The organism is Rhizobium sp. CB3090, from assembly GCF_029714285.1.
GTDB lineage: Bacteria > Pseudomonadota > Alphaproteobacteria > Rhizobiales > Rhizobiaceae > Rhizobium.
Genome location: NZ_CP121664.1, coordinates 156886 through 181047, shown reverse-complemented (window position 1 = coordinate 181047; position 24162 = coordinate 156886). Strand labels below are relative to the sequence as shown.

The 24162-nt window shown below is 55.7% G+C and carries 20 protein-coding genes; 9 read left to right on the top strand and 11 right to left on the bottom strand.

The annotated features are described in order from the left end of the window. A complete protein-coding gene (locus QA646_RS27705; RefSeq protein ID WP_283060944.1) occupies positions 1-1542 on the top strand; it encodes a SulP family inorganic anion transporter in 1542 nt (513 codons plus the stop codon). Between the two features lie 496 nt (positions 1543-2038). On the opposite strand, the gene QA646_RS27700 is transcribed toward QA646_RS27705, so the two are convergent. From QA646_RS27700 to QA646_RS27680, 5 genes are all read right to left on the bottom strand, one after another. Next, entirely contained in the window at positions 2039-3478 is a 1440-nt protein-coding gene (locus QA646_RS27700) for an amino acid permease (RefSeq protein ID WP_283060943.1), read from the bottom strand. A 172-nt stretch (positions 3479-3650) separates the two neighbouring features. Further along, the gene (locus tag QA646_RS27695; RefSeq protein ID WP_260305705.1) at positions 3651-4859 is read right to left on the bottom strand and encodes a beta-ketoacyl-[acyl-carrier-protein] synthase family protein; all 1209 of its coding nucleotides are present in this window, start codon (positions 4857-4859) and stop codon (positions 3651-3653) included. Then, positions 4860-5141, bottom strand: a complete 282-nt coding sequence (locus QA646_RS27690) for an acyl carrier protein (RefSeq protein WP_260305703.1) — start codon at positions 5139-5141, stop codon at positions 4860-4862. 94 nt (positions 5142-5235) lie between these two features. Beyond that, positions 5236-7161, bottom strand: coding sequence for an acyltransferase family protein (locus QA646_RS27685; protein WP_283060942.1), 1926 nt, complete (start codon positions 7159-7161; stop codon positions 5236-5238). Between the two features lie 172 nt (positions 7162-7333). Then, a complete protein-coding gene (locus QA646_RS27680; RefSeq protein ID WP_260305701.1) occupies positions 7334-7924 on the bottom strand; it encodes a NodA family N-acyltransferase in 591 nt (196 codons plus the stop codon). Between the two features lie 499 nt (positions 7925-8423). On the opposite strand from QA646_RS27680, the gene QA646_RS27675 reads away from it, so the two are divergent. Then, positions 8424-8642, top strand: a complete 219-nt coding sequence (locus tag QA646_RS27675; RefSeq protein ID WP_260305700.1) for a hypothetical protein — start codon at positions 8424-8426, stop codon at positions 8640-8642. Between the two features lie 570 nt (positions 8643-9212). Here QA646_RS27675 and QA646_RS27670 read toward each other — a convergent pair. Further along, positions 9213-10262 (bottom strand): AraC family transcriptional regulator, encoded by a 1050-nt coding sequence (locus QA646_RS27670; RefSeq protein ID WP_283060941.1) that lies wholly within the window; start codon positions 10260-10262, stop codon positions 9213-9215. A 189-nt stretch (positions 10263-10451) separates the two neighbouring features. Further along, positions 10452-11390: a LysR family transcriptional regulator gene (locus tag QA646_RS27665; RefSeq protein WP_283060940.1), complete on the bottom strand. Its 939-nt coding sequence runs from the start codon at positions 11388-11390 to the stop codon at positions 10452-10454. Positions 11391-12080: 690 nt separating this feature from the next. Here QA646_RS27665 and QA646_RS27660 point away from each other — a divergent pair. The 4 genes from QA646_RS27660 (at position 12081) to QA646_RS27645 (ending at position 14790) form a co-directional block, all read left to right on the top strand. After that, on the top strand, positions 12081-12461 hold the full coding sequence (locus QA646_RS27660; protein WP_145677531.1) for a transposase: 381 nt from the start codon (positions 12081-12083) through the stop codon (positions 12459-12461). Further along, a complete protein-coding gene (tnpB, locus tag QA646_RS27655) occupies positions 12458-12805 on the top strand; it encodes an IS66 family insertion sequence element accessory protein TnpB (RefSeq protein WP_104826328.1) in 348 nt (115 codons plus the stop codon). The genes QA646_RS27660 and tnpB overlap by 4 nt, the downstream gene beginning before the upstream one ends. Before the next feature lie 63 nt (positions 12806-12868). Continuing rightward, a complete protein-coding gene (locus tag QA646_RS27650; RefSeq protein ID WP_104826329.1) occupies positions 12869-14494 on the top strand; it encodes an IS66 family transposase in 1626 nt (541 codons plus the stop codon). After that, positions 14494-14790, top strand: a complete 297-nt coding sequence (locus QA646_RS27645) for a hypothetical protein (protein WP_104827840.1) — start codon at positions 14494-14496, stop codon at positions 14788-14790. Before QA646_RS27650 ends, QA646_RS27645 begins: the two co-directional genes overlap by 1 nt. Positions 14791-15018: 228 nt before the next feature. On the opposite strand, the gene QA646_RS27640 is transcribed toward QA646_RS27645, so the two are convergent. Next, entirely contained in the window at positions 15019-15846 is an 828-nt protein-coding gene (locus tag QA646_RS27640; RefSeq protein WP_283060939.1) for a calcium-binding protein, read from the bottom strand. Between the two features lie 465 nt (positions 15847-16311). On the opposite strand from QA646_RS27640, the gene QA646_RS27635 reads away from it, so the two are divergent. Next, positions 16312-16764 (top strand): SgcJ/EcaC family oxidoreductase, encoded by a 453-nt coding sequence (locus tag QA646_RS27635; protein ID WP_260305697.1) that lies wholly within the window; start codon positions 16312-16314, stop codon positions 16762-16764. Positions 16765-17535: 771 nt separating this feature from the next. Further along, a complete protein-coding gene (hemN, locus tag QA646_RS27630; RefSeq protein ID WP_283061018.1) occupies positions 17536-18882 on the top strand; it encodes an oxygen-independent coproporphyrinogen III oxidase in 1347 nt (448 codons plus the stop codon). A 118-nt stretch (positions 18883-19000) separates the two neighbouring features. Here hemN and QA646_RS27625 read toward each other — a convergent pair whose 3' ends face one another. From QA646_RS27625 to QA646_RS27615, 3 genes are all read right to left on the bottom strand, one after another. Further along, positions 19001-20035: a porin gene (locus QA646_RS27625; RefSeq protein WP_283060938.1), complete on the bottom strand. Its 1035-nt coding sequence runs from the start codon at positions 20033-20035 to the stop codon at positions 19001-19003. 514 nt (positions 20036-20549) lie between these two features. Then, positions 20550-20768: a ferredoxin gene (locus QA646_RS27620; protein ID WP_283060937.1), complete on the bottom strand. Its 219-nt coding sequence runs from the start codon at positions 20766-20768 to the stop codon at positions 20550-20552. A gap of 34 nt (positions 20769-20802) precedes the next feature. After that, positions 20803-21981 (bottom strand): cytochrome P450, encoded by a 1179-nt coding sequence (locus QA646_RS27615; RefSeq protein ID WP_283061017.1) that lies wholly within the window; start codon positions 21979-21981, stop codon positions 20803-20805. A 753-nt stretch (positions 21982-22734) separates the two neighbouring features. On the opposite strand from QA646_RS27615, the gene QA646_RS27610 reads away from it, so the two are divergent. Then, positions 22735-23757 (top strand): L-histidine N(alpha)-methyltransferase, encoded by a 1023-nt coding sequence (locus QA646_RS27610; RefSeq protein WP_260305691.1) that lies wholly within the window; start codon positions 22735-22737, stop codon positions 23755-23757. Positions 23758-24162 lie beyond the last annotated feature (405 nt).

Genomic DNA, 24162 nt, shown 5'->3' with positions numbered 1-24162 from the left:
ATGACCAATAACAACTTCGCTTTTTCGCGCGATTTCTCCTCGTCGCTTGTCGTCTTTTTCGTTGCTATCCCGCTTTGCCTTGGAATTGCAGTTGCCTCGGGCGTGCCTGTTGCCATGGGCCTTATATCAGGCATCGTCGGCGGGATTGTGGTGGGCTTGCTGGCGGGTTCGCCCCTGCAAGTGTCAGGCCCTGCCGCTGGTCTGGCGGTCGTTGTCTTCGGCTTTGTCGAACAATATGGAGTGGCCATGCTCGGGCCGGTCCTGATCGTTGCCGGGCTTTTGCAGATCCTTGCCGCGTTCCTGAAGATCGGTTCATGGTTTCGGGCAATCTCGCCCGCTGTCGTTCACGGTATGCTGGCCGGTATCGGCATTCTGATCATCCTCGGACAAATACACGTTCTGATGGGGGCTAAACCGGCTGCGGGTGGCATTGAAAACGTCGTGGCGATGGAGCGAACATTCGGACATCTTTGGGGGGCCGGTTTGACGAGCGAATCCGTCGACCTGCTTGTAGGGCTGATTTCCTTGCTCGCGATGATCGGCTGGGAAAAATTCAGGCCGAACCGGCTGAGGCTGGTCCCGGGTGCGCTGGTAGGCGTTGCCACCGGAACCACATTAACGGCTGCAATGCGGCTACCGATTGCCAGGGTCGAGGTTCCTGCATCTCTAGCAAACAGCATTTCATTGCCGACAGTGGAAAGTTTCGCGAATATGGCTCAGCCTGGAATCGTCATCACAACGCTCGTAATTGCGGTCATCGCCAGTGCGGAATCATTGCTGTCGTCTGCGGCTGTCGACCGGATGCATGACGGCGCCAGCACACGCTTCAACAAGGAGCTTTTCGCACAAGGTATTGGCAATGGGTTCTGCGGACTGCTCGGTGGTCTACCGATCACTGGTGTTATCGTACGCTCCTCGGCAAATATCCAAGCCGGGGCGCAGACACGGGCATCGGCCGTCCTGCATGGCGTCTGGATTCTTGGGCTTACGGTATTGCTGCCGCAATTGCTTTCCACGGTGCCGCTGACGGCGCTCGCCGCAATACTGCTCGTGACGGGTTGGCGGCTGATCAGCCTTCATCACGTGCGCGATCTCTTCGATCATCATGGTTGGGTGCCCGTGGGCATCTGGGTTGCGACCGTTGCCATGGTCGTCTTGCAGGACTTGCTCGTGGGCGTGGCTCTAGGTTTGACGCTCTCGATTTTCGAGGTCCTTCCTTATCTACGGCGCAAGCTTGCTATCGATCGAATGGAAGATGCTGAGACGGTTCATCTGACGCTTGGAGGCGTTGCGACTTGCAGGGATGTTCCCGCGCTCCTTAATACTTTGGAATCGCTTCCAGCTGGTTGCACGGTCCGGATCGCCAGCAGCGATTTGCACTATGTCGACCATACCTGCGCAGAGACCTTACGCGATTGGCTTAAGCGGCAGAAGAAAGTGGGGCGCACGGTTGATATTCAGCATCCACCCGCAGGCCGTCATCCGCGGTTGGTGCCGATCTTCAAGCGATTGACCGCCGAGACCGCGGAACCGACAGGATAAGTCGCAGGGGACTGCCGAGCAGCGGATGGGCGAAGACATTCTCGGCCATCCGGACTTTATGCCTTTAATCAACCGCCACGCAAATTATGATTTAAAGAAGCTTGCCTGTTTCTCCTGAGATTTTTGGTGCGTCCGCGCTGCCCGGCTTAAAAGGAGCGACCGTCGCATCTGGATTTGAAAACGCGCGCTGCACTTCGCATTGCTTAGGCCGGCTTGTCGTCCGTTTGCAGAGCGACGCTTCCTGCGTTTCTGGGCGCGATAGCGAAGGAAGAGCTTCGCTGCTTGATTGGCGGCCGGCCGTGTCGGGTTTCTGACAATCCGTGGTTCTTCCTACAAACTCGCCATTCGAACCGGAAACGCTATGTCGGATCCATCTGCCACTTTCTTGAGTTACAGGGATCAAGCAGGTCTTCGGAAAAGGCGACCAGGCAGAGAAACTGAGCGCCAGCGGGGCGCACCGACGCCTTGCTGCATCTTATCCGACGGAAAATCTTCGTCATATTCGATCGAGACCATTTCCACCCTCGACGGATAATCGTGAGCGTCGTGCCTTTTTGACTACCACATAGGCGATTGCGAGCAATACGAACCACAGCGGCGTAACCTTCAAGGCGATAGCCGTGTCCGGCTTCTGCGCCAAGGCCCACAGGATGAAGATGAAGAAACCGAAGACCATTGCGACAGCCGCACGTCCGCCGGGCAGTTTGAAGCTGGATTTTTCGTGCAAGTCCGGCCGCTTGCGGCGATATTGCAGGTAAGATGCAAGGATGATCGACCAAATAAAGATGATAAGCACCGCAGAAACCGCCGTGACGATCGTGAAAGCCTCGATAATATTATCACCGGAGTAAAGCAGTCCGATGCCCGCCAGCAGAAAGACGCACGAGAAGAACAGTGCATTTACCGGCACTTTCCTTCGGTTCAACTTGCCGAACAGGCTCGGGGCCAGCCGGAGGGTCGCAAGTCCGTAGACCATGCGCGATGTTGAATATATGCCTGAGTTGGCACTTGATGTCGCCGAGGTCAATACGACGAAATTCACCACATGGGCGGCAATACCAAGTCCAGCAAGCGAAAACATAGCGACAAACGGGCTCGAATTCGGATCGACTTCATTCCATGGGATGACCGTAAGGATGACGAACAGGGCACCGAGATAGAAGAGTGCCACGCGCACCGGAATCGAGTTGATTGCCTTTGGCAGGTTGCGGGCCGAGTCTTTGGTCTCTGCGGCGGTCATTCCAACGAGTTCGACACCTGCAAAGGCAAACACAGCAATTTGGAAACCGGCAACGAAACCGTGGAAACCATTCGGAAAGAAGCCGCCATGCAGCCACAGATGCGAGACCGATGCCGTGCTTCCATTGGGCAGTGTGAAGCCTTTGGAAAGCATGTAAACACCGGCAAGGATGAGTGACACGATAGTGACAATCTTGATGAGCGCAAACCAGAATTCGATTTCACCGAAATTGCGCACCGTCGGCAGGTTGAGGGCGAGAAGCGTGAATATCAGACCAAGCGCTGGGACCCAGAGCGCAATGTCTGGGAGCCAAAATGACACGTAGCTGGAAACGGCGACAACGTCGGCCACCCCGGTCACAATCCAGGAAAGCCAGTAGGTCCAGCCGCTGAAAAACTGCGCCCAGGGCCCGAGATAGTCCCCGGCGAAATCCGCAAACGAACGATATTCCAAACTGGATAGCAGGATTTCTCCGAGCGCACGCATGACAAAGAAAAGCATGAAGCCAATGATCGCGTAGACGAGCAAGATCGAAGGCCCGGCGAGCGAAATGGTCTTTCCGGATCCCATGAAAAGACCGGTGCCAATTGCGCCTCCGATGGCTATAAGCTGGAGATGCCGGTTGGAAAGGTGACGTGCAAGATGATCATCCTCTTTTCGATGCGAATCTACGGAGTTCCGTGGTGCTATATTCATTGAGTACCTCTCGTCGTTTATGATCGACGGGCTGATGATCGGCCAAAGCTCACGGGCGCCAGCAGACAACATCATCCAAGTCAGATAGCCACTGGCACAGCTCGCGCCAGACGACTAAAATCCGACATTCAGCACGGCATCATTGACAGGCAAGGCGAGGAAAACGCCTGGTCTATACCCGCTTGAATGCCACAACGGCATTCGTGCCGCCCATGGCGAAGGCGTTGCTCAGTGCTACGTGCAATTTCCGCTCGCGCGGCACATTGGGAGTAAAATCGAGATCGCAAGCAGGATCCGGCTCGCGGTAGTTGGCGGTCGGCGGCACGACGCCTTCGCGCAGAGCCATCACACAGGCGATCATCTCGAGCGCGCTCGACGCACCGAGGCAATGCGCGTGCACGGATTTGGTTGAGGAGACGGACATCGAGTTGGCATGATGTCGGAAGACACGTTTGATCGCTGCTGTTTCGATCTGATCGTTGGCTCTGGTACCAGTGCCATGCGCATTTAGATAATCCACGTCCTCAGCATTCAGCTCAGCATCAGAAAGGCAGGCGCGCATCGCGGCCACCGGCCCTTCGACGGCAGGTGCAACGATGTCGAATGCGTCGGCGGAAAGACCAGCGCCGGCGATTTCGGCAAGTATCGTCGCACCCCGCCGTGCCGCATGCTGATAGCTTTCCAATACCGCCATTGCCGCGCCCTCGCCTAATACCACGCCTTTTCTGTCGGCGGAGAAGGGTCGGCAGGTATCGGGCGCGAGTATGCGCAGCGCTTCCCAAGACTTCAGCACGCCCCACACAAGCGGGGCTTCGCTGCCGCCGGCCAGCATCACGTCGGCGCGGCCGAGCCTGATCTGATCCACTGCCGAGGCGATGGCATGGTTGGCCGAGGCACAGGCGGATGTGACGCCGAAAACCGGACCGCGCAAGCCAAGGCTCATGCTGACCTGAGCGGCGGCAGCACTCGGCATAACCTTGGGTGCAGTAAGGATGGCAGCCCGCCGAGCGCCATCTAAAAGAAGAGCGCGATAGTTTCCTTCGATCGCTTCCCAGCCGCACACGCCAACACCCACCATCGCACCGATGCGATAGGTGTTTCCTTCGTCAATGGAGAGTTCGGCATGTCTTGCAGCTTCGCGTGCGGCAATCACGGCAAGCAAGCTGAAGCGGTCCATTGAATTGGTTTGCTTGGAATTTAGGCCATGCTCCGGTAGCGCCTTGATCTCGGCGCCGATCATGCCCTTCAACTCGTGAAGGTCTGAATTGGCGATTGGGCCGATAGCGGAACGTCCTTCGCGCATTGCTTCCCAGATGGAGGTGTGGTTGGTTCCCAGTCCGCATAGGCCGCCCATTCCAGTGATAACGACGCGCCTGTCCATTCAAGCCTCCCTTACTCTCAAAGCGCGGACGGCTTCAATGAGATCACCGACAGTTTTAAGATTTGCCCAGGCGTCTGCGGTGTTAAACTCGATGCCGATGTCATAGGCTTGCTCCAGATCCCAGAGGATATCCGCCAGTCCTATCGAATCGATACCGAGCGAGGTCAGCTCGGTCTCAGTCGTTATTTCGGCGTCGCTCAAGGAGGGATCTCTGTCGGTGCCATACGCAGCAGCGTTTTTCTTGATCATGGCGATGACGTTATCTGCGATTTGATCTGCCATATTGTCTCCTCTCGATTTTTCCTACGACGCACAGGTGGCACCAGGAACGTGTCCCCTCCCTCGAAATGGAAGGATTTCATTGGCCAAAAATGCTCTAGCGAGCGGCCCTGATCAGCCTCTCAGCAAGATTTGTCTGGCGAGCAATGATCTCAGATCCTTCATAGGAAAGGTGACCACTATCTCGGTAAAGGAATTTGCCGTCGATCTCGGTTTTGCATTTTGTGCCGTCGCAGAGAAAGTCGTGGTAGGAAACGACTTCTACGTCGGCCTTTAGCGCTGCTTCGTTTAACAGCTCCAGGGTGCGGGCGCGTCTGCGGCGATATTCACTCACATCTATTTTGCAGTCGCTGTAGCGCCCAAGCATAATGCTCCCCCTCGCCTTCCGCTCCAGGCAATCGCCGATGTCGAAGTTTCCGACTGGCGGAGGAGCAACCACAACGACGCGCTTGCCCGTTGCCCGAACGGCTTCGACGAGAGCCTTGATCCCTTCAACGGCTGCATAGAGCGAGAGCTCGCCCTCAGTGAAAGTCTCACCATTTCTCTTGAGCAGGATAAATTCACCCGATACAGGCGTGTCGAAAGGGCTTGAAATAACAACTGTGCTTATCTCCGGTCGGTTTTTCAAAATGGCCAAAACGCGGTCGTTGAAGGCAATGCAATCCTGGGCAAAGGCAAGGGAAAAGGGTGACGCTAATTCCCTCGAGACAGCAGCAACGCCAATGGCGGGGAGACACCCGCTCATCGTGAGCTGGGCAAGGCCGCCTTCGCCAACTGTTTTGGCCAGGCCCGGAACAAGTGCCATTGCAAAAGAATCGCCCCAGACCAATAGCTCGGGCCTGCTTGCCGTCTGGCAGCTCTTGGGGATTTCCTGGGGAGGCGATCCCAGGCTGAAATCACATGCTCTTCCCAGGCCGTAGTTGATCCGCCGGATGGTGGCGAAATCAGACTTGCTCTCGGTCGCGGCAATGGCAAGGGAGGGCGAGGAGGCGAGTAGAACCGACGTTGCAGCCAATCCCGAGACCAGCCGGACGCGCGACATGGCGTATCCGCGTCGGAATGGCTCCTCCACGAACCTGGAAAGCGCCCAGCTCCCAACCATTGAAAAAGCAACGGCCGCATAGATCGCAAGCGCTGGAGGTTCCGCCAACCACACAGCTCTCACATAGACGAGCACGGGCCAATGGATGAGATAAAGCGAGTAAGAGAGGTCACCGATCCTCCTCATGCCACGCACGACCGCGTTGTCCCAGTTAGGCGCGCGTAGGAGAGCGAGAGTGGCCAAGCAAACCAAAGCGGCATTGACGACAGGATGAGCAAAACCCATTGGGGCAAGGAGGAGAAGCGCGAGTGCTGGGAAACGTAACTTCGCAAGCGCGGCAGACACCAAGGGCCTGATGGGAAGCAAAGCCCCGAGTGAACCCATGGCCATTTCCCAAGATCGGGTCGGCAGAAGATAAAAGACAGCCGAGGGGTTCCAGGTGACCAGACAAACACACAGGGTCAGGCTGGCGACAAGGAGCATGGCAATTCCAACGAGCCACCATCTCCTAGGAACCGAAACCAAGAAGAGAGGCAGCAGCAGGTAATATTGTTCTTCGATCGAGAGCGACCAAAAATGCAGGAGGGGCATCCGTTCGGCGACAGGGCCGAAATAGTCCGCCTGCAACCAAAGAACGATGTTGGCGGAAAATGTGAGGGCCCCTATCACCTGATTGCGGAACTCCCGCAGCCCCACGTCCGACAGAAAAAGAGGCGCAGCGATCGTCGTAAGCGCAATAACGACGTAGGCGGCCGGCAACAGACGCTTCGCACGTCTATAGTAGAATTCCAAGAAGCTGAACCGCGACTGCTCCAGTTGCCTACTGATCAGATCGGTGATCAGAAAGCCCGAAATTACGAAAAAAACATCAACGCCAAGATAACCAGCTGCGAACGGCCCAATATGGGCATGATAGAGAACAACCAGCAAAACAGCGAGCCCTCGTAGGGCTTGGATATCGGCTCGAAATTCTCGCGGCATCGGTAGGACCTGATGTAATTCTCAATTGATGGGATTGACCGATGACTTGGCCGAAAGGTGACTGTTTAGTAGGCTGCCCAAGCAAGCCAGCGCTGGATCGGTTCTGACTTCATGAGCGCGCTGCGGCCCTAGGTGCACTCGACATATACGGCGCATTGGCAGGCCAGGTGCGTCATAGCTCCGGTCCATTGCGATCGATCATCGAGCCAGCAGGCCAATCGGACATTGATCGTCCAATCGGCAGAACGACGACAAGTGCGTCATCGATGCGTGTGGGCGGCTTATCGAGACGCGGCTCTTGTAAGGTGGACCGCACGCGAACGTCCGAAAAAACCGTCACAGGACCGTAACGGCCGAACCTCTCGATATGCCTTTGCAACTCTGGCCGAACCGTGCCGAAAGCAAACGGAACGGCGAGATCCTGAAGGGTTGGAAGCATGGCTCGGATTGAATGGCTCATTCCGAGTCTTTCGCGATCGGTGCGTATCCCGTACAATCCCAACTCAGCTACCGGCAGGTCAATTCCATCAACTTTAATGAAGCGACGTAGCAGTCCCAGATGAGCGGCGATCCCGTGAGCGTCATAACCGATGAGGCGAAGCTCGGGTCTTGCTCCGGCCCAGCTTTGACTGCCCTCGAATGGTTTTGCATTAAAGGCCCCGGTTGGCCCGTAGGTCGTTCGAAAGAAGTTGGCGAGTTCCACATGATCGGCGAGTTCCAGCTCGCTTTCCCAGCATAGTCTCCACCGCATTTGAGAGCACATGCAAAAATCTCCTCTTCCGAGTGTTTTTTAAAAGCAGCTATGCGATGAAAGTCACCGGGTTGAGGACGCCTAAAAGGCATTCGTCTGCCGCCGACTGTAGCCCTCATGCCTATAGGATCGCTCGTGGCGCTGGGTTCCTGACTGTGGGGCTTTGCAACCAAATACCTGTCCATTCGCGAACCGCTTGCGACAGCCATCAATGTATTTGATAGCGATCAAGCGATGTTCCTTTAATGGATCATAGCGCACAATTCGTAAAATCGATTATTTGGATGCGGTGCATCCAAGCGATGAATGGGTTGCATCCCATAAGCGCGACTCTTAAACTCTTGTTGAACTCAATGCGCCAGGACTGGAAGTCGCTTGCATTGTGAACATGAGAAAAATCGCTCGCACTTAATTCGAATCATCATAGTGCTGGATGGCGATTGGTCAGCAGTGCTGGCCATTTCGGGAATGGACGCGTAAAGCGCTCTTGCATAAATGGACGGGACGAAGAATGGAAGAAAGCATCAGGATCGACAACCGGGGTGACTTTGGCATCTGGGCTATTGAGGTTGCCAAGCAGATTGTCGGTGAACAGGGTTTTGATCTGGCCAAGGCCGCGCGTGATGGAACCGAAGATGCAGTCCGCGAAACAGGTAATGCTCTTGGACAGGCTATCACCAACGCGCTCATGCAAGTCTATGACGGCCTCCTTGAAGGCGCGCCAGACTAGGCCCTCGCAACATCAGCAATTCGCTCCGGAATGCCTCGCGCGGGCACAGCCTGCCGTTACGAGTCATCTTCAGCAACGCTGATTGAGAACGTCGTCGGCTTGGTTTTCTTGTCCCCGGACGAGCTTCACTCGGCAGTGCAAGACGGCCTGGCAATGCGATCGCAAATCGAAAGCGGAAGGCTAGCGGCGCACGCTATGGATCCACTCCGGTGTTCGCCGGCTGCGGCGTGATTGATTACCATCGACATCGATGGGTCGGCCAGGGGAATCGTCCCCGGGATCCCTGTTCATCATTACGCTCGATCGACCAGGTTGCCCTGTCATTACCACGTGGCAAGCAATGACAGGGCGGGTGCGCTGACGCGGATGGCATTGATGCGCCAGCGACAGGGCGCCCGGTCTATATCAGACAATCGGCGCGGGAGGAATCCCATTGGCAAAAAATGAAGATGGTCATAGCGGAACCTTGCAATGGTCCGAATGACACGGGAGAGCGAGGCAGGTGGGGAAACTGACGGACGCAGCCCGACCAGCCGCCCACGCGCATCTAATCATTTATCGCGCGAGAGATCATCTCTGTGAGATTGAGTTGCCCACTAAAGTTTTTTGTTGCCGGCGCGAGCGCGGCTGCATACCCCTGATGCGCTTTCTCGTATGAGAAGGGCTTTCACCGTAATTTGCCTTGTACATCGCCGAGAACCGCCCGAAGTGAAGAAATCCCCATTTCACGCAAATTTCTCTCGTTGTGTGCCCATTCTCAGGATCAAGTAAATCCACCCGCGCCGCCCGCAGGCGAAGCATCGCCAAATAAGCGGCCGGCGTGGTCTCCCGGAAGGCACGGAACCCGAGTTGCAATGCGCGTGTCGAGACGCCAGCGGCTTTGGCGACCATCGGAATTCTGATCGGCTGGCCGATATTGGATTCCATATATTCAATCGCGCGCCGGACATGCCTCGGGGCAATCATGTAGGGCTTCCTGTCGAGCAGGTGCGAAAGCTTGTGAGGGACAAAGCGTATTATCAGGTCGGCCAAAGCTTGCGTGATATGCGCCATTGCAATTGGGGATCGAACCGAGGGATCGCGCAACCCACGAATGACGGTCTCAGCGAGAGAGCCGATCATCTGACCCGTCGACGTCGACATTTCCAATTCCGGAAGAAGGCCTAATGATCCACTGAATGGCGTCTCGAAGGTTTGATCGAGCGTCTGCAGAATAACATTCCAGTCGAGCAAAAGTTCGTCAATGATGTTCGATCGGCCGAACATCGTGACGCTCTCTGGCTCAAGATTGTTGTATAAGAGCAACTTACCATGTCGAGCGGTGGCTTCGCGCGGGCCGTAGGTCACTCCCATGCCGCCGCTACGCGGTAGCACAATCGACAAATGCTCCACTGCGTTGATGGTAGGCTCAATCTGAAACTCGAACTCGTGTTGATGAAAACCCTTGATCACGGTGGCACAGTCGCAGGTGGAAAAATCAAGACTCCATTGGAAGTCATCGACGGGGCTGACAAGCTCGGCTTTATACTCGCCAAAGGCGGTACCGAGTGTTTCGATCATGCCATCAAATGACGATCCATCACGCCTAAATGTCAAATGTGGGTTACTGCTTTGCGACATCCGATACGCCTGTTCGTGATTACAATTTGGATACTGCATTCTTCGAGCGCTAATTTCCGGTTAGTCACCGCGGAAATGAACCCCGGCTCATACGCCCGTGAGGCCTTAGGGAAGTCCGTCCGCGGTTCGTCGTCATAAAAGACCGATCCGCTCGGCAATCTTGTGGAGGCTCAAGTTCATTTCCGTCTCCTAAGTGTCACCTTCGCGACACATGGAAGGGCTTGCTATGCGGTACGCCTCCTGCAGAATTATCTCACGCATCCAGGTGCTCGCCGGATCGTTTTCATGGGAGGCTGGCCACTGGATGCCCTCGGTGAACGCTGGAAGAGGTATTGGACTTTCCACAATCCGCAAGGGCATAGATGGTGCGAGATGCTTCACCAGTCGCAGAGGCATAATCGCGAGTCTGTCGGTGCCCAACAGCGCTGCCGGCACCATCCCAAAGCTCTGAACGGCGACTTCGATACGCCTTTTGACACCTCGTTCCGATAGATAAAAATCCTCAAGCGATTGCTGTTGGCCAACCCCAGACTTAGCCGTGACGTGGCCCATCGACATATAGTCTCTGACTGTAAGATGCCGAGATAGCTTCGTATTCGTCGTACAGCCAACAGACACGAACTTTTCGTCGAACAGCTTCGCTCTCGGATGTGCGCTTGACATGAACAATTCCGGAAGAATCAGAAAATCTGCTTTGCCCCGCCGCAGAAGCTGGTCCGGGTTATCTGGGAGCGGAATCAACTCGAAACTGACTGCGGGAGCTTCCCGTGCCAGCCGCTTTATGATTTTCCGGAAGAACACGGTCGTCATGAAATCACAAAGCGCAATCGTGAAGTGTCGCTCCGGTTCGTCCAGTGCGAAGCTGCCGGCAGAAATAACGTTGAGTTGAATGTGCTGGAGTATCTCTCGAACCGCGGAGGCGAGGCTTTCCGCACGTGGCGTCAGAATAAGTTTTCGGTTCTGCATCGTAAACAGGTCATCGCCGAAATAGTCGCGCAGCCGGCGGACGGCGGCACTCATCGCAGGCTGACTGAGATTGATGCTGCACGCCGCTGCTGAAACGTTACGCTCAGTCGTCAAAGCGTCCAATGCGACGAGAAGATTAAGGTCAAGACCCTTGAAACGCATACCGATTTAGCCTCAGAATTATCGTGAGGGTTGAAAAGAACAGTGGTGTTCCGATGTTTGCGGGGCAGATCTGACGTCGTGAAGTTGCAAAGCAAGATCAACCAGCATCGCAAAGACCATTGGATGCGTAATCCGGATATCTTGGGATTGAATCGACTAGTTTTGATTGTAGGCAACCTGACATTTTGGACATTATGACCTGCCGCCTGCCGTTGCGCGCTTCACAGTCTTCAGGCGTTGATTTTGGTTCCATCCGGCCGTTGCCCTTAGGCACATTGATGATGTCGCAAATGGTTTCAACATCCAACTGGACGCGTGTCAGATGCTCGACAGTGACGGTACCGAACTCACACATCGTTAATCCCGAAAGGCGAACTTGCCTAGAACGCGGCTTTGAACGAGCTAGTGGAAAGGTATGTCGACACCGTGCTTCAAAAGGTATACAGGCGCGCCGTGCCTCATAACATGCGACGTCTTGCCCGGTCAGCTTCAGCGTTCGTACCGGCAAAATCGCGCAGCAACAGGACGCGCTCGGGCGGCCGGTCGCTAAATTGTCAGTTCATTAAAAAAATGAATTGGCTTGCTCCTCCCGTAACCGCCCGATTGTGGCCGCCTGTCGGAGATCGGCTTACTTGTTTATGACCCGTCTATAACGACGTCGTTAGCGACGTGCTTTAGGCGAGACCTGCGATGCGCGTGGAAATTCTCGGCGATGAACGTCGCCGACGTTGGAGTGATGAGAGCAAGCTGGAGGTCGTGCTGTCGGTAGGCGTCGACGGCGCGTCGGTGACAGAGGTGGCGCGCCGGTATTCGGTCACGCGGCAGCAGGTTTACACCTGGCGGCGTGAATTGCGGAAGAAGGGCCTGCTGTCGCCGCCGTCGACGACGGTGTTTCTGCCGCTGGACATGCCGCCGGCAGGGGACAGCAAAGAGGCTCGGGCTTTTGATGGCATGCAGGTTTTGCCTGCAATGATGGAATTGCAACTGCGCTGCGGACGAAGCCTTCGCTTCAGTGGCGATGTTGATGTGGTTGCACTGAAGCGCCTGATCCGGGCAATCGAGGCGGCATGATCGGGCCTGGGACAGGTGTTCGGGTTTATATCGCCTGCGGTGTCACGGACATGCGCAAGGGGATAGAGGGGCTGGCTGCTCTTGCCCAGGATGTGCTGCGCCAGAAGCCGACGGGAGGTGCGGTCTTCGCGTTTCGGGGCAAGCGGGGCGACCGTTTGAAGCTATTGTATTTTGACGGCCAGGGGTTCTGCCTTTATTACAAAATCTTGCAGAAAGGGCGGTTTCCATGGCCCTTGGCAGCAGATGGAGCAGCCCGGTTGACGTCTGCTCAACTGGCAATGCTGTGGGAAGGGATTGATTGGCGACGGCCCGACTGGGGCGTTCCTCCGGCCCGTGTCGGTTGACTTTATCTCACTGAATTTGCGTGTTTTTATGGATATTGACCCTGACCTGTGGTAGTCAGGTTCATGTCAAACGCGAGCCAAAATCTTCCCGATGATCCGGCCTTCCTGAAGGCGATGATCGCCTCGCTTGAGGCGAAGAACGCGAAGATGTCTGCGACCTTGCAGGCGCATGATCAGTTGATCCAGTCCCTGCGGCTGCGCATCGCCAGGCTGAAGAAACATGGCTTCGGCAAGTCGTCGGAAAAGATCGAGCGGGAAATCCAGCAGTTGGAACTGGCGCTCGAGGACCTGATGATTGCCGCTTCGGAAGGCAGCAGCGAGCCACTCGCCGAGGACGAAGAAACGGAGCCTGCCGCGCCTGAGGAAAGCATGCCTGAAAAGACCATGCGCCGCCGTCCGCGCGTGTCGGACAAGGCCGCTCGCGAGCGCAGGGAACTTGATCCCGGAACGTGCTGCCCCGCTTGTGGTGGCGAACTGCGGCTTGTCGGCGAAGACGTCAGCAAAATCCTCGACATGATCGCCGCACAGATGAAGGTCATCGAGATCGCCCGGCTGAAGAAGTCCTGCCGCTGCTGCGAGAAGATGGTGCAGTTGCCCGCGCCCAGCCGTCCGATATCGGGCAGCATGGCGGGCGCTGGTCTTCTGGCCTATATCCTGGTCTCGAAGTTCGACGACCACTTGCCGCTCTATCGCCTGAACGAAATCTTCGCCCGCATGGGCGTTGATATCCCCGACAGCACGTTGGTCGATTGGTGTGGCCGCGCCATGCAGGTGCTCCTGCCGCTGATCGAGTTGATCGAAGCCGCGATCATGAGCAGCGACCTTCTCCACGCCGACGACACGCCGATCCGGGTTCTGGATCGTTCTCTACGCGACAAGGGGCTGGGGAAAGGGGTGAAGAAGGGCAGGCTCTGGACCTATGTCCGGGACCAGCGCCCATGGGCGGGCATAGCTCCGCCCGGTGCGGTCTATTATTTTGCTCCCGACTGGAAGGAAGAGCACGTTCACCGTCACCTCAAGGAGGCGAGCGGCATCCTTCAGGCCGATGGCTACAAAGGCTATGCGAAGTTATATGAGGCCGGAACGGACGGGAAACGCCGCTTCCGGGAGGCTTCATGTTGGGCGCATTGGCGGCGCGACTTCCACGATATCTGGACCTCGAACAAATCCGAGATTGCCCGCGAGGCTCTCGACCGTATCGGCGCGCTTTACGACATCGAGCGCGGCATTGCAGGCAAGTCTGCCGATATCCGTCTTGCCGCGCGCCAGAAGCACAGCAAGGCAAAGGTCGAAGCATTCCGCGTCTGGGCCGAAGCGCAACTGACCCGTATCCCCGGCAAGAGCGATCTGGCGGGCGCTTTCCGGTACGGCTTGAGCAGGTGGTCTTCATTCTGCCTGTTCCTGGAAGATGGCCGTGTCGCAATCGATAACAACGCCGCCGAGCGGGCGTTGCGTCCTATCGGCGTTGGAAGACGAAACTGGCTCTTCGCGGGTGCCGACACTGGAGCAGAAACCCTGGCGCGGGCCATGACGATTATCGAAACCGCCAAGATGAATGGCCTTGATCCGCAGGCCTATCTGGCTGATGTGCTCGACCGCATTCAGGATCACAAGATCAATCGCCTCGCGGAGCTGCTTCCATGGAACTGGAAGCCGACAGCGGCAATCATCTGCGCCGAGGCCGCTTGATGGCAACGGTCAGCTTCGTCTTCACCATCGACTATGTCGCCGAAATCCTCGATGAGGACGTCGACCTCCTCAGGGAGATCATCAGCAATGATGACAACCTGACCTATGGGAATATCATCAGCGTCGTGACCGGAGATGACGAGAGCACACCCGCTCTGACAGACGATGGCATCGACGAACTTAGGCAGATGCTGACTGAGGCGCGTCGGTCAGCCGAAAAATGGCAGGAGTTCCTCGATTGCTTTGTCCTCGACGAAGAGATCGCCGCACGCGTCAAGCCATATTCCCCGCGGTAGCAATCGGGCCGTTACCTCCTCCCTTTGGGCCGTGGCGATTTTGCAAAGTTCATTTGCACTCCGCGACCATGTGGTAAGAACCCGCGGCCTTCAGAACTCGCTTTCAGGAATTCGACATATCGCAATGCCTGCCGCAAAAACCCAATTGAGGGGCTGCGAGGGGCGAACTCCCGGACAAGCCAAAACGGTGCACCTGAAAGGGGCAAGGATTCGTGGCAAATCATGCAATCAGACGAATGTGAAATCCCACCCTGTCAGATGCATATTGGCAAGATCAGCCACAGTCTGCACACCAGGCAAATGAACCAATGGATCCACGCTATTTTCCGAGGTGACATAGGCGAGATTTGCAGTGTGCATCTTATTGTCGTGGTAGACAAGGATGTCGCCGGCAGCCTCGCCTGAAATCGCGCGTGCGGCGGCAGTGCCATCGGCGAAACTCCGGTCAGTGATCACCACGACGTGCTCGCCGTTCGCACCCGAGGCCTTGCCGCTATAGAAGGTGTCCACCGGAAAGCCCGACTGAACGCTCGCGTGATTGACGAAATTCGCGCCGAAGCCGTCGTTGTAAAGGTCCATCGCGTCGAACGCGAAAGTATCCTGCGCCGGATCGAAATCGAGGATGGTGGAGATGTCCGGGTCTAGTCCCTGTTTCGGGAACACCCCTGGCATCGGATTGTGGTCCCCGGGCTGAGGATTGTGGAACTGGAAGACGAACGTGTCGCGCCCCTCGCCCCCTTTCAGCCAATCCCTGCCGTCACCGACGAAGAGAACATCATCGCCTTTTCCGCCGGAGAGATAGTCGTTGTCCTCACCGAAAATCGGGGGTTTATCACGGCCGTTGTCGCCGGAGAGATAGTCGTTGCCGTCTTCGCCGTGGACCTGATCATTGCCCGCGCCCCCTAAGATCCGGTCGTTACCCTCGCCGCCGAAGGCTCGGTCATTGCCTGATCGAGAGTCGATCCAGTCGTTGCCCCCGTGATCAATGATCACATCGTCTCCATTGCTGCCAAAGAGGCTATCGGCGTTCTCGCTACCTCGGAAAAATTTTTCCATCGCAAATACTCCTTGTGATGCGGCGCAATAAAACGCCAGGTGGCGCCTACCTATTTCTATTCGGACATTGGGCATAATTGATTGTTTCGATGGGTTGCATCCATGTCACCGATGGATTGCTGTGCACTTCGTTCTCGAACGTTAATTCCGCATTTGCCGCGCTTTGTGTTGAAAGAGCTCATTGCTCAAAAGCAGCCCTGAAGTCAGCTTGCTGATATCCGCCGCGGCACGGTCTTTGCTTGCTCGGCAATTCTGACGAGGGCCGGGGTGTTTAAAATGTAAATTGATGACGTGGATGCGTGTTATCCAAACAATCGATTTTACGAATTGACGGCCGTGCTGCATCAGACGGCCTATTGAGTGACGAAAATCAGGGGCGTCGACGGCACACGGGTGATGCTGAAAGCAATCAAGAGAAGCCCCTGCCGAGAACCTACCCGTGCAATTAAAAACCGGAGATGAAGCATGCGTCTTACACTTGCCGCCGCGGCGGTACTTTCCACTTTATCTTTGCAGCAAGCCGTCGCTGGGACTGTAAACTGCGCACCGATCACCGAGCAACAGGTTGCTGAATTGTTCGATCGCTGGAATGCGTCGCTCAGAACGCTCGATTCCGAAAAAGTTGCCGCGAACTATGCAGAAAATGCGATCCTGCTGCCGACGCTGTCGAACACACCGCGTCTGACGCACGAGCAGCGAGCCGCTTATTTCGACCACTTTCTCAAAAAACGGCCGAAAGGATCGATCGATCTGCGCGTAATTAGGATCGGATGCAACATGGCAACGGACAGCGGCATTTATACCTTTTCATTCGCCGACGGCACAAAAATTCCCGCGCGTTACACCTACACCTATGAGTTCATGGACGGAAAATGGATGATTACAGCCCATCACTCCTCAGCGATGCCTGAGACCTAGGGGTGCGACAGCTACGCGTACTGGCGAATGCCAGCACCCCGCTTGGGATGAACTCCAGCTCATCATTCCAAGCCAGAACTCTTATCGAGCATCACTTGCATTTCTTCGGAAGCGAATTGCCATTGTCACAACGGGCTAGAACGTGAGCTTGAAACCGGCTGCCAGGGTGAGGGCATAAAGGTCCATGCCGGCGCCATCTTTGTAAGATCCGACCTCGGGGGCCTGGTCGACATGTCGTATTCCGTCGTATCCGCCTTTCCTGCAAAAGTACTGATCGAAATTGCCGGCAAAGAAGAGGCTGACGCAGCCCGTCCACCTGATAGACGGCCTTGCCGCAGATCGAAACGAAAGGATGCGCACCGAACTTTTCCTCGAAATCCACATTGCGAAATCCAATGATTGCGGACGTCGTTGGCATCGACATTGGCGCCGCAACGCAATAGAGCCGAAAGGGTGCAATCTCCGCATTTCGTGGTCGCTTCGGCGCCACGGAAAACGCCGGGCGTTGTTCGCAAGTGATGACCCGCTCGCCGTCCTCAAAGTTGAAGCGCTTGCTGCGAAATCCCTCCGTGCTGTCAATAAACATTCCGCCATACGCGATCCAAGTTCTCGATCTTCAACTCGAATGGCATGCCTTTTGCTCGGTGAAAGACCGCGGGAAGCCATGATGCCTGGCCGCGAAAGCGCCCCCTCAAGCACAGAACCCCATGATCGAAAGGAAGACGGCGCGTGAAATCTGGACATGACAAGCCGGACTGGAGACGAAAGTCATTGCGCGCATCGTCATCAACTTTCATCTCGAAAAAACATAGCGGGTCGCATTTACCTTGGTATACCATCTATCCGACGATACAGGAGTTTTCCTCAGCAATCGGCGCCGAGACCTATGAGGAATGGCTGAGGAGCCTGCCAACCGATAACGCTGTTTCGCTCTATCTTCACATTCCATTTTGCCGCTCGATGTGCTGGTATTGTGGTTTTCCGACGAGCATCACTCGTCTGGATAATTTGATCATCAATTATCTCGCAGTGCTGCGCGAGGAGATCCGCTTGGTCGCCGAGCTAGCGCCGCAGGCACTCCCGGCGAGCGACGTGCACTTCGGAGGCGGATCCCCGACCATCATGCCGCCAGCAGACTTCCTGTCGCTTATGGAACTCCTGCGCGGCCGCTTCGCGTTCGAGAAAGCGGCTAACATCGCTATCGAGGTCGACCCGCGCACGTTCACCACCGATATGGCCGAAGCCTTGCAAAAAGCCGGTGTGAACCGCGCAAGCGTCGGTGTGCAGAGCTTCGATCCCATCGTACAAAAAGCGATCAACCGGGTTCAGAGCGAGGCGCAGGTGATGACTGCCGTCCAGAACCTGCGCCTGCACGGAATAGGGCGCATCAATTTCGACCTGATGTTTGGTTTACCGTATCAAACAGTCCAGTCCTGTCGCCAGAGCGCGATGTTAGCTATTGAGATGCGTCCCGACCGTCTCGCGGTTTTCGGGTATGCGCACGTTCCCTCCTATAGAAAAAATCAGCGCTTGATTGACCGGGCAGCATTGCCCGATATAGCCGCGCGCGCCGAGCAGGCCTCAGTCACGGCCGACACATTAGTTGCCGCCGGCTATCTGCAAATCGGGCTCGACCATTTCGCTTTGCCGGATGATGAGCTTGCGCTGGCGCAGAGGACTCGTCGTCTTCGGCGCAATTCCCTTGGTTACTCGGCCGAAACACGCCAAACTGTGATCGGCTTCGGCGCGTCGGCGATCGGTCGTTGCGGCGAAGGTTACGTTCAAAACGAACTCCCACAAGACTCTTATAACCGATCCATTGCGTCCGGCCACTTGGCGACATCAAAAGGCTATCGTCTCACCGTAGAAGATCGCGTACGGGCGGCGATCATCGAGCAACTCATGTGCTACTTGGAAGCAGACGTACCAGCAATCTGTACGGCTCACGGATTTGATCCGATCCATTTACTGAGTTCCGCTAAGCAGTTGCACAACCTCGCTGAGGACGGGATAGTGGACATAGACAACGGTTTGGTCCGTGTCCGACAGGAGTGTCGCTTTGCGCTTCGCGCTGTCGCCTCCGCATTCGATGCTTATCTTGGCCGCCCACCCCTCTAGCCCGTCAAAAAAGCAAGTGCAAACAAGCTTAATAAGCAATCATGGGACTTTGTCGAGCGCGAGCTTCCCGAGATGTTTGGCAGGAGACCATCCGTCCTCCCTCCCCGTCGGGTAAATTTTAAAACGACCGCTGAATCCGAAGCGCGCCGGCCCAAGTGTCATTCTTAATCCTGTCGTAGTTCACGTACGATATTTCCGGCTCGATTTTCAGGTCTCTGGTTGCGAACCATTCGACCGTTGTCGCCGCCTGGAACGTCTTGTTGTCGGCATATGCGAACTGCGTATTCCAGTTTAACCTATCATTGATCTTGACCGTGCTGCCGCCCCAGAGCGCCCAATCGCCGCTGCTTCCAGTAACGTCACCGTTCGCATATTTGTTGATCTTGCTGCCATCTGTATTCCAAGCTCCCATGAGGAATGCACTGATGAGGCCAAAATCGGCATCGATACGAGCCTTGACTGCGCCCTCCTCGACAATGGAATCATAACCAGCGACAACTCTTACCGACCAAGGACCAGTCTTGTAGCCAAGACCAGCTACTGCGTCCGGCGCATAATGATCTGCGCTGCTAGGATTCACACTCGTCGAAAAACTGTCTTCGATCGAGACCACACCGAACATGCCGTTTTCGCAGTCATAAAAATACGAAAGTTGGTTCAACTTGATAGGGCCATTGCCGATCACATCCGGATTGACGACATTGCCGGCATAGCCGATCCAATCATTGTATTGAGAGCCGGCGCGCCCGACAAGGAAACCGCCAAGCGAGATATTCGCCAAAGGCAGATCGGCGCCGAGCGTGTTACTATCGTCCGTATAATCGAACCGTAGAGTCGTCGTCGTCTTAAGGGGGCCATATTCAGTCTCCGTCACCGTATTGACATAGATCTCGCTTCGCGTCAGCCAGGTGGTACCGCTGGGCTCTACTGGGGCATAAAGATTGTATGACGAAGCTTGCGTGCGGACCATGCCGCCGAGTTGCATGCAGGTTTCAGATCCGGGGATATAAAAATAGCCCTTGCCGTAGGCATCGCAGATACGGACAAGTTCAGCCGGTTCCGGCTCTATGGCGACGACTTGATCGGCAGCGCGTACGGAAGGCGCGACTGAAAGTGTTGCAATCGCGCCGAGAAGAATGGGTCTGATATTCACTGAAGCTCCAATGTTTAGGTCAACGAGAATTCATCACGCGCGCTGAACGCCTGCTCAGCAATCGTCGTTGAAAGCGAATTCCTATGCTTCTGAATCGGGATCAGGGATTCACTCACGCCCTTGAGCAGGCCTGGCCTGGCTACGCTTTCAAAAGGAACAATTCGGCCTGGCTATTCCTTGGAAACAGGGCCAGATCCCTCCATTGCGTCTGGAAATCTGACGACAGGAGCTAGGCCGCGGCAGAGAGCATTTTTCTGACATTTTCGACATTTCCGCTCTGTTAACTTTGATCGGGAAGCGTTCGCAAATGGCTCGCAGCAATATGCATGCCGCAGTAAAAATCCTTTGTTTGCAATGTAACTTTTTTGAAACAGCTCGCTTGCAAGTTCGCCATTGTCGCATAGCCGACAGAGCGCAGCGACATCGACCCGTGTTTGCAGCTAGCGGCATTTGAAAACATTGTGGATCATCGATCGAAACGTCTGCTCATCCCTTGCAAGTCCAAAGCATCAGTTCACGCCATGACTGGCGCTGTATCGGATGAGCGGTTGATTTCCAGCGCACGTTCGGGGCATGATCGGGCACCCCGTGATGCGCAAAATTCGTTCCCTGCAGCAACGTCGATATTGCCGGGCAGGATATAACCGTCCTCATCCAGCTTGAAGATCTCCGGCGCTTGGGACCAGCATCGCGCGTGCCCATGGCATTTGGCATTGTGGACGATGATGTGCATGCCTAACCTCCGATTCTGCACAGCGGCGCTCGAGTTATGACCAGTCCAGGACGAGATTCTCGATCCCGAACACATGGCCGCCATGGGTTATGGGGGCCGTACCTTCCTTGATACGGAAATGAGGGATGTGAGACAGCCATTCCTCCAAGCCGATGATGATTTCCCGCCGGGCAAGGTGCGAACCAAGACAACGATGGGGACCAGAGGCGAACGCGGTGTGGCGGTTGTCCTCGCGTGCAAGGTCGATCACGTTGGGATCCTCGAACTCCGCCGGATCACGATTGGCAATCATCGCGGCGCAGCAAACATAATCCCCTTTGCGAATCGGCGCGCCTTCGAAGTCGATATCTTTTGTTGCCACCCGGATCATCTGTACGGTCGAATAGGCCCGCAACAATTCTTCGGTTGCCAGCACAATCCGTTCCGGTTCACTGCGCAATAAACTCTGGTCCTTTGGGTTGCGCGCCAGATGGGCTAAGTCAAAGCCTATCGCGGCTGCGACCGTATGGAGCCCCGCTACGAACAATAATACGCCGATGCCGCGGACTTCTTTGTCGGTCAGCGGACGGTTATCAATCTGTGCCTGCACGACGAAGGTCATGAAATCGTCGGCCGGTTCTTTGCGGCGCAAGGCCGCAAGCTCATCGATAAACTCCAGAATAGCTCGAGCCGCTGCCGATCGCTGGACCTTGTCTCCCTGAAGAAGGCCTTTCGCCCAGCCGACAAATATGTCGGGCCGTTCAGCCGATAGTCCCAAAAACTGAAGAATGACGCCAACTGTGAACGGAATGGCAAAGTCTTTCATCACCTCGCAGCTCTTGCCCGACTCGGAGATCTTTTCGACAATGGTGATTGCTCGCGCACGGATAGAGGGTTCCAGCGCCATCACTCGTTTTGGCGAAAACAGGGGGTTAAGCAGGGAGCGAAAGATGCCGTGGGCCGGTGGATCGAGCTCAAGTGGGATCAACGGCCAGTCGTCACCGAGCGCAGAGGCGAAAAGGCTGCGGTGGCTGGAAAAAGTATCGAGGTCCTGCAGCACTTTGCGTTGGTCTTTGGCCCGGGTGATGAGCCAAGTGCCACGACCATCACGCGTATTGTGGAGTGAATAAAAGATTGGAGGTCCGGCGTGAACACGAGCGGCGGCTCCATGGGGATCGCCATTGGGGATGCGTTGCATGCCGGGTGACGTGAACAAGCTGAAGTCGCTCACCATTTCGCGCGGAACATGATCTGGAATCGGGTCACTCACGAGTTGATTTCTCCTTTACGGCGGCCGGCTGCGTTGCGCCGTGTTGTTCTTTGGCAGCTGAAGTCTCACTGTCGCGGTTCACCTGCCCATCAAAAAGCCAAGAGGGCGAGATTGCCGATATTCGGCAACTCCGGCTCGTGACAGTCGCAATCTGGTCGTCCGGTCGATTGCGACCCGACACTCCCCCAATGAGGAGGCCACCCAAACGTGCCGGACGCGCCGATCGCCTCGTATAGAGACTTCAAAATTCATGCCAGGTCCGTTGGTCGGCCGAAAAGCAATCTTCCCGGCGCTCTTCGGCTGTTTGATCCGAGCAAGCTGAAAAAGCTTGTGTCGGGGAGCTAACAAAATCGACGTAGTGCGATCGCGCTCGCGGAAGAAACTGGCATAGCGGTCGACGAGCAAACGCCCGCCGTAGCGGTGTCGCACTTCCGACAGCGCCGGCACCGTCAAAGATGCGCGAGTATCATTTCATTGTTTTAAAACGATGTTCTGGCTTGGCCTGAATAATGCCTAAACCGCCGCCAACCTACTGGTTGAGGAAAATCCGACAATCGGCCCCACAAGGAGGCGGGTAGCCGCAAATACATCGCCATGCGCATGGCGCAGAAGACCGTCGCCACGAACCAGGCCCTCAATGCTTGCAAGGGGAATGAATTTCCTGTGCGAAGTTTCGCCTGTCGCCCTATCCATCGCCACTCACAGAGGAGAGCAGTTGTGAGCTTTCTTGAAACAAGTTCAAAGCTTTTTCAGCAAAAATATGCGGCAGACTTGGGTCCCGAACAATACGCTCACCACACTGGACGTGACCGGGACGGCAATTCGATGAGCGGCGCACTGTTGTGGGCAAGGGCTGAAACCGAAAGGATGAACAATGCGCGCGATACCGGGACAACCAATATGGTGGACGCCGAGATCAAGTTGGCGCAAGAACTTCAGCAGAGAGTAAAAGAGTATGTCCGATGGCCTCGGGGCGAGCGATCTCAAAAAGGGGTGTCAATTCTCGACTTCGGCCCCGGAACAGTGCGGGCATTTCAGCAGAAGACCCTTCCCCTTGCAACGGAGTTGCGCGGAAAGACCTCACGTTGCGTACTGGTTGATCGCTCGAACGAGTTCCTCGGGGACATAGAGCGATCGCCGCCACCGTTCGACCTGAAGATCGAATTCATACGAGATGACATATTTTCTGGGCGACGCTTTTTTTCCGATGAGGAAACGGCATTGGTCGTCATGTTTGGACGCACATTTGGGAACCTCGCAGCCGCCATAAGTGAGGCCCCTCCGGTTGAGGCGGTCGTCCAGGCGTTGAGAAGGATATCGAACAGCGCTGAGAGGTGCTGGCTTGCGATCTCAATTGGCTCGGATCTCAGGTGGCATGTCGCAAAAGCTTACTACGAAGCGCATCCAGAATTTCAGCTGAACGTGTTCTATCGAATGAAGGCAGAATTACCCATCGACGATAACTTTGATCCAGAAGTGTTTGAGTATGAGGCGGATATAAGAGGCGACGACAACTTCATGCAGGTGATCCACACCGCGATCGTGAATAGAAGTTTGTCGTTTCGGCTCAACGGAAAAAGCATCGAATTGAAAGATGGTGATCGGTTACATCTAAAGAACTCGTTTTCTTTTTCCGAAGATTTCTTCAGGGAATGCGCGAACCTCGCAGGGCTTATGTCGGTTGATGTGCTTTCAGATGACGCCGGCTCAGACATTCACGTGCTGGAAAAGGCGACCTGAGAACAAGTCTTTTCGCCGCTGTCGGCGAAGAGCCAAGCCTTGCACGCAATTGGCAATAACCGGCCATTCCGCCCATGTCTGGCAGCAAGTATGGTCCCTGTCATTCATAGCGGGATGGAGTGTCGGGCGTTTAGAACTGGGCAACTTTCACGGCCGAGACGCTCGGCCGCGAACTCAATGTCGCGGCGAGGAGATCGACAGCAGGCTCTCGTGTTCGCCAGGCGGCTAACAGGTCAAGGTCGCTTGGGTCTTGTCCGATGTGCGACAAACGCTGGTTATGCACGCCGGGCGGTTTGATCGACTATGTTGATCTAGAAAAACATTTTTCCTTTGGCATGCGTATTGCTGCGAAGCATTTGCAGACGCGTCGCGGTCCGACGGTACCGCATGGAGATGTCGAAATGT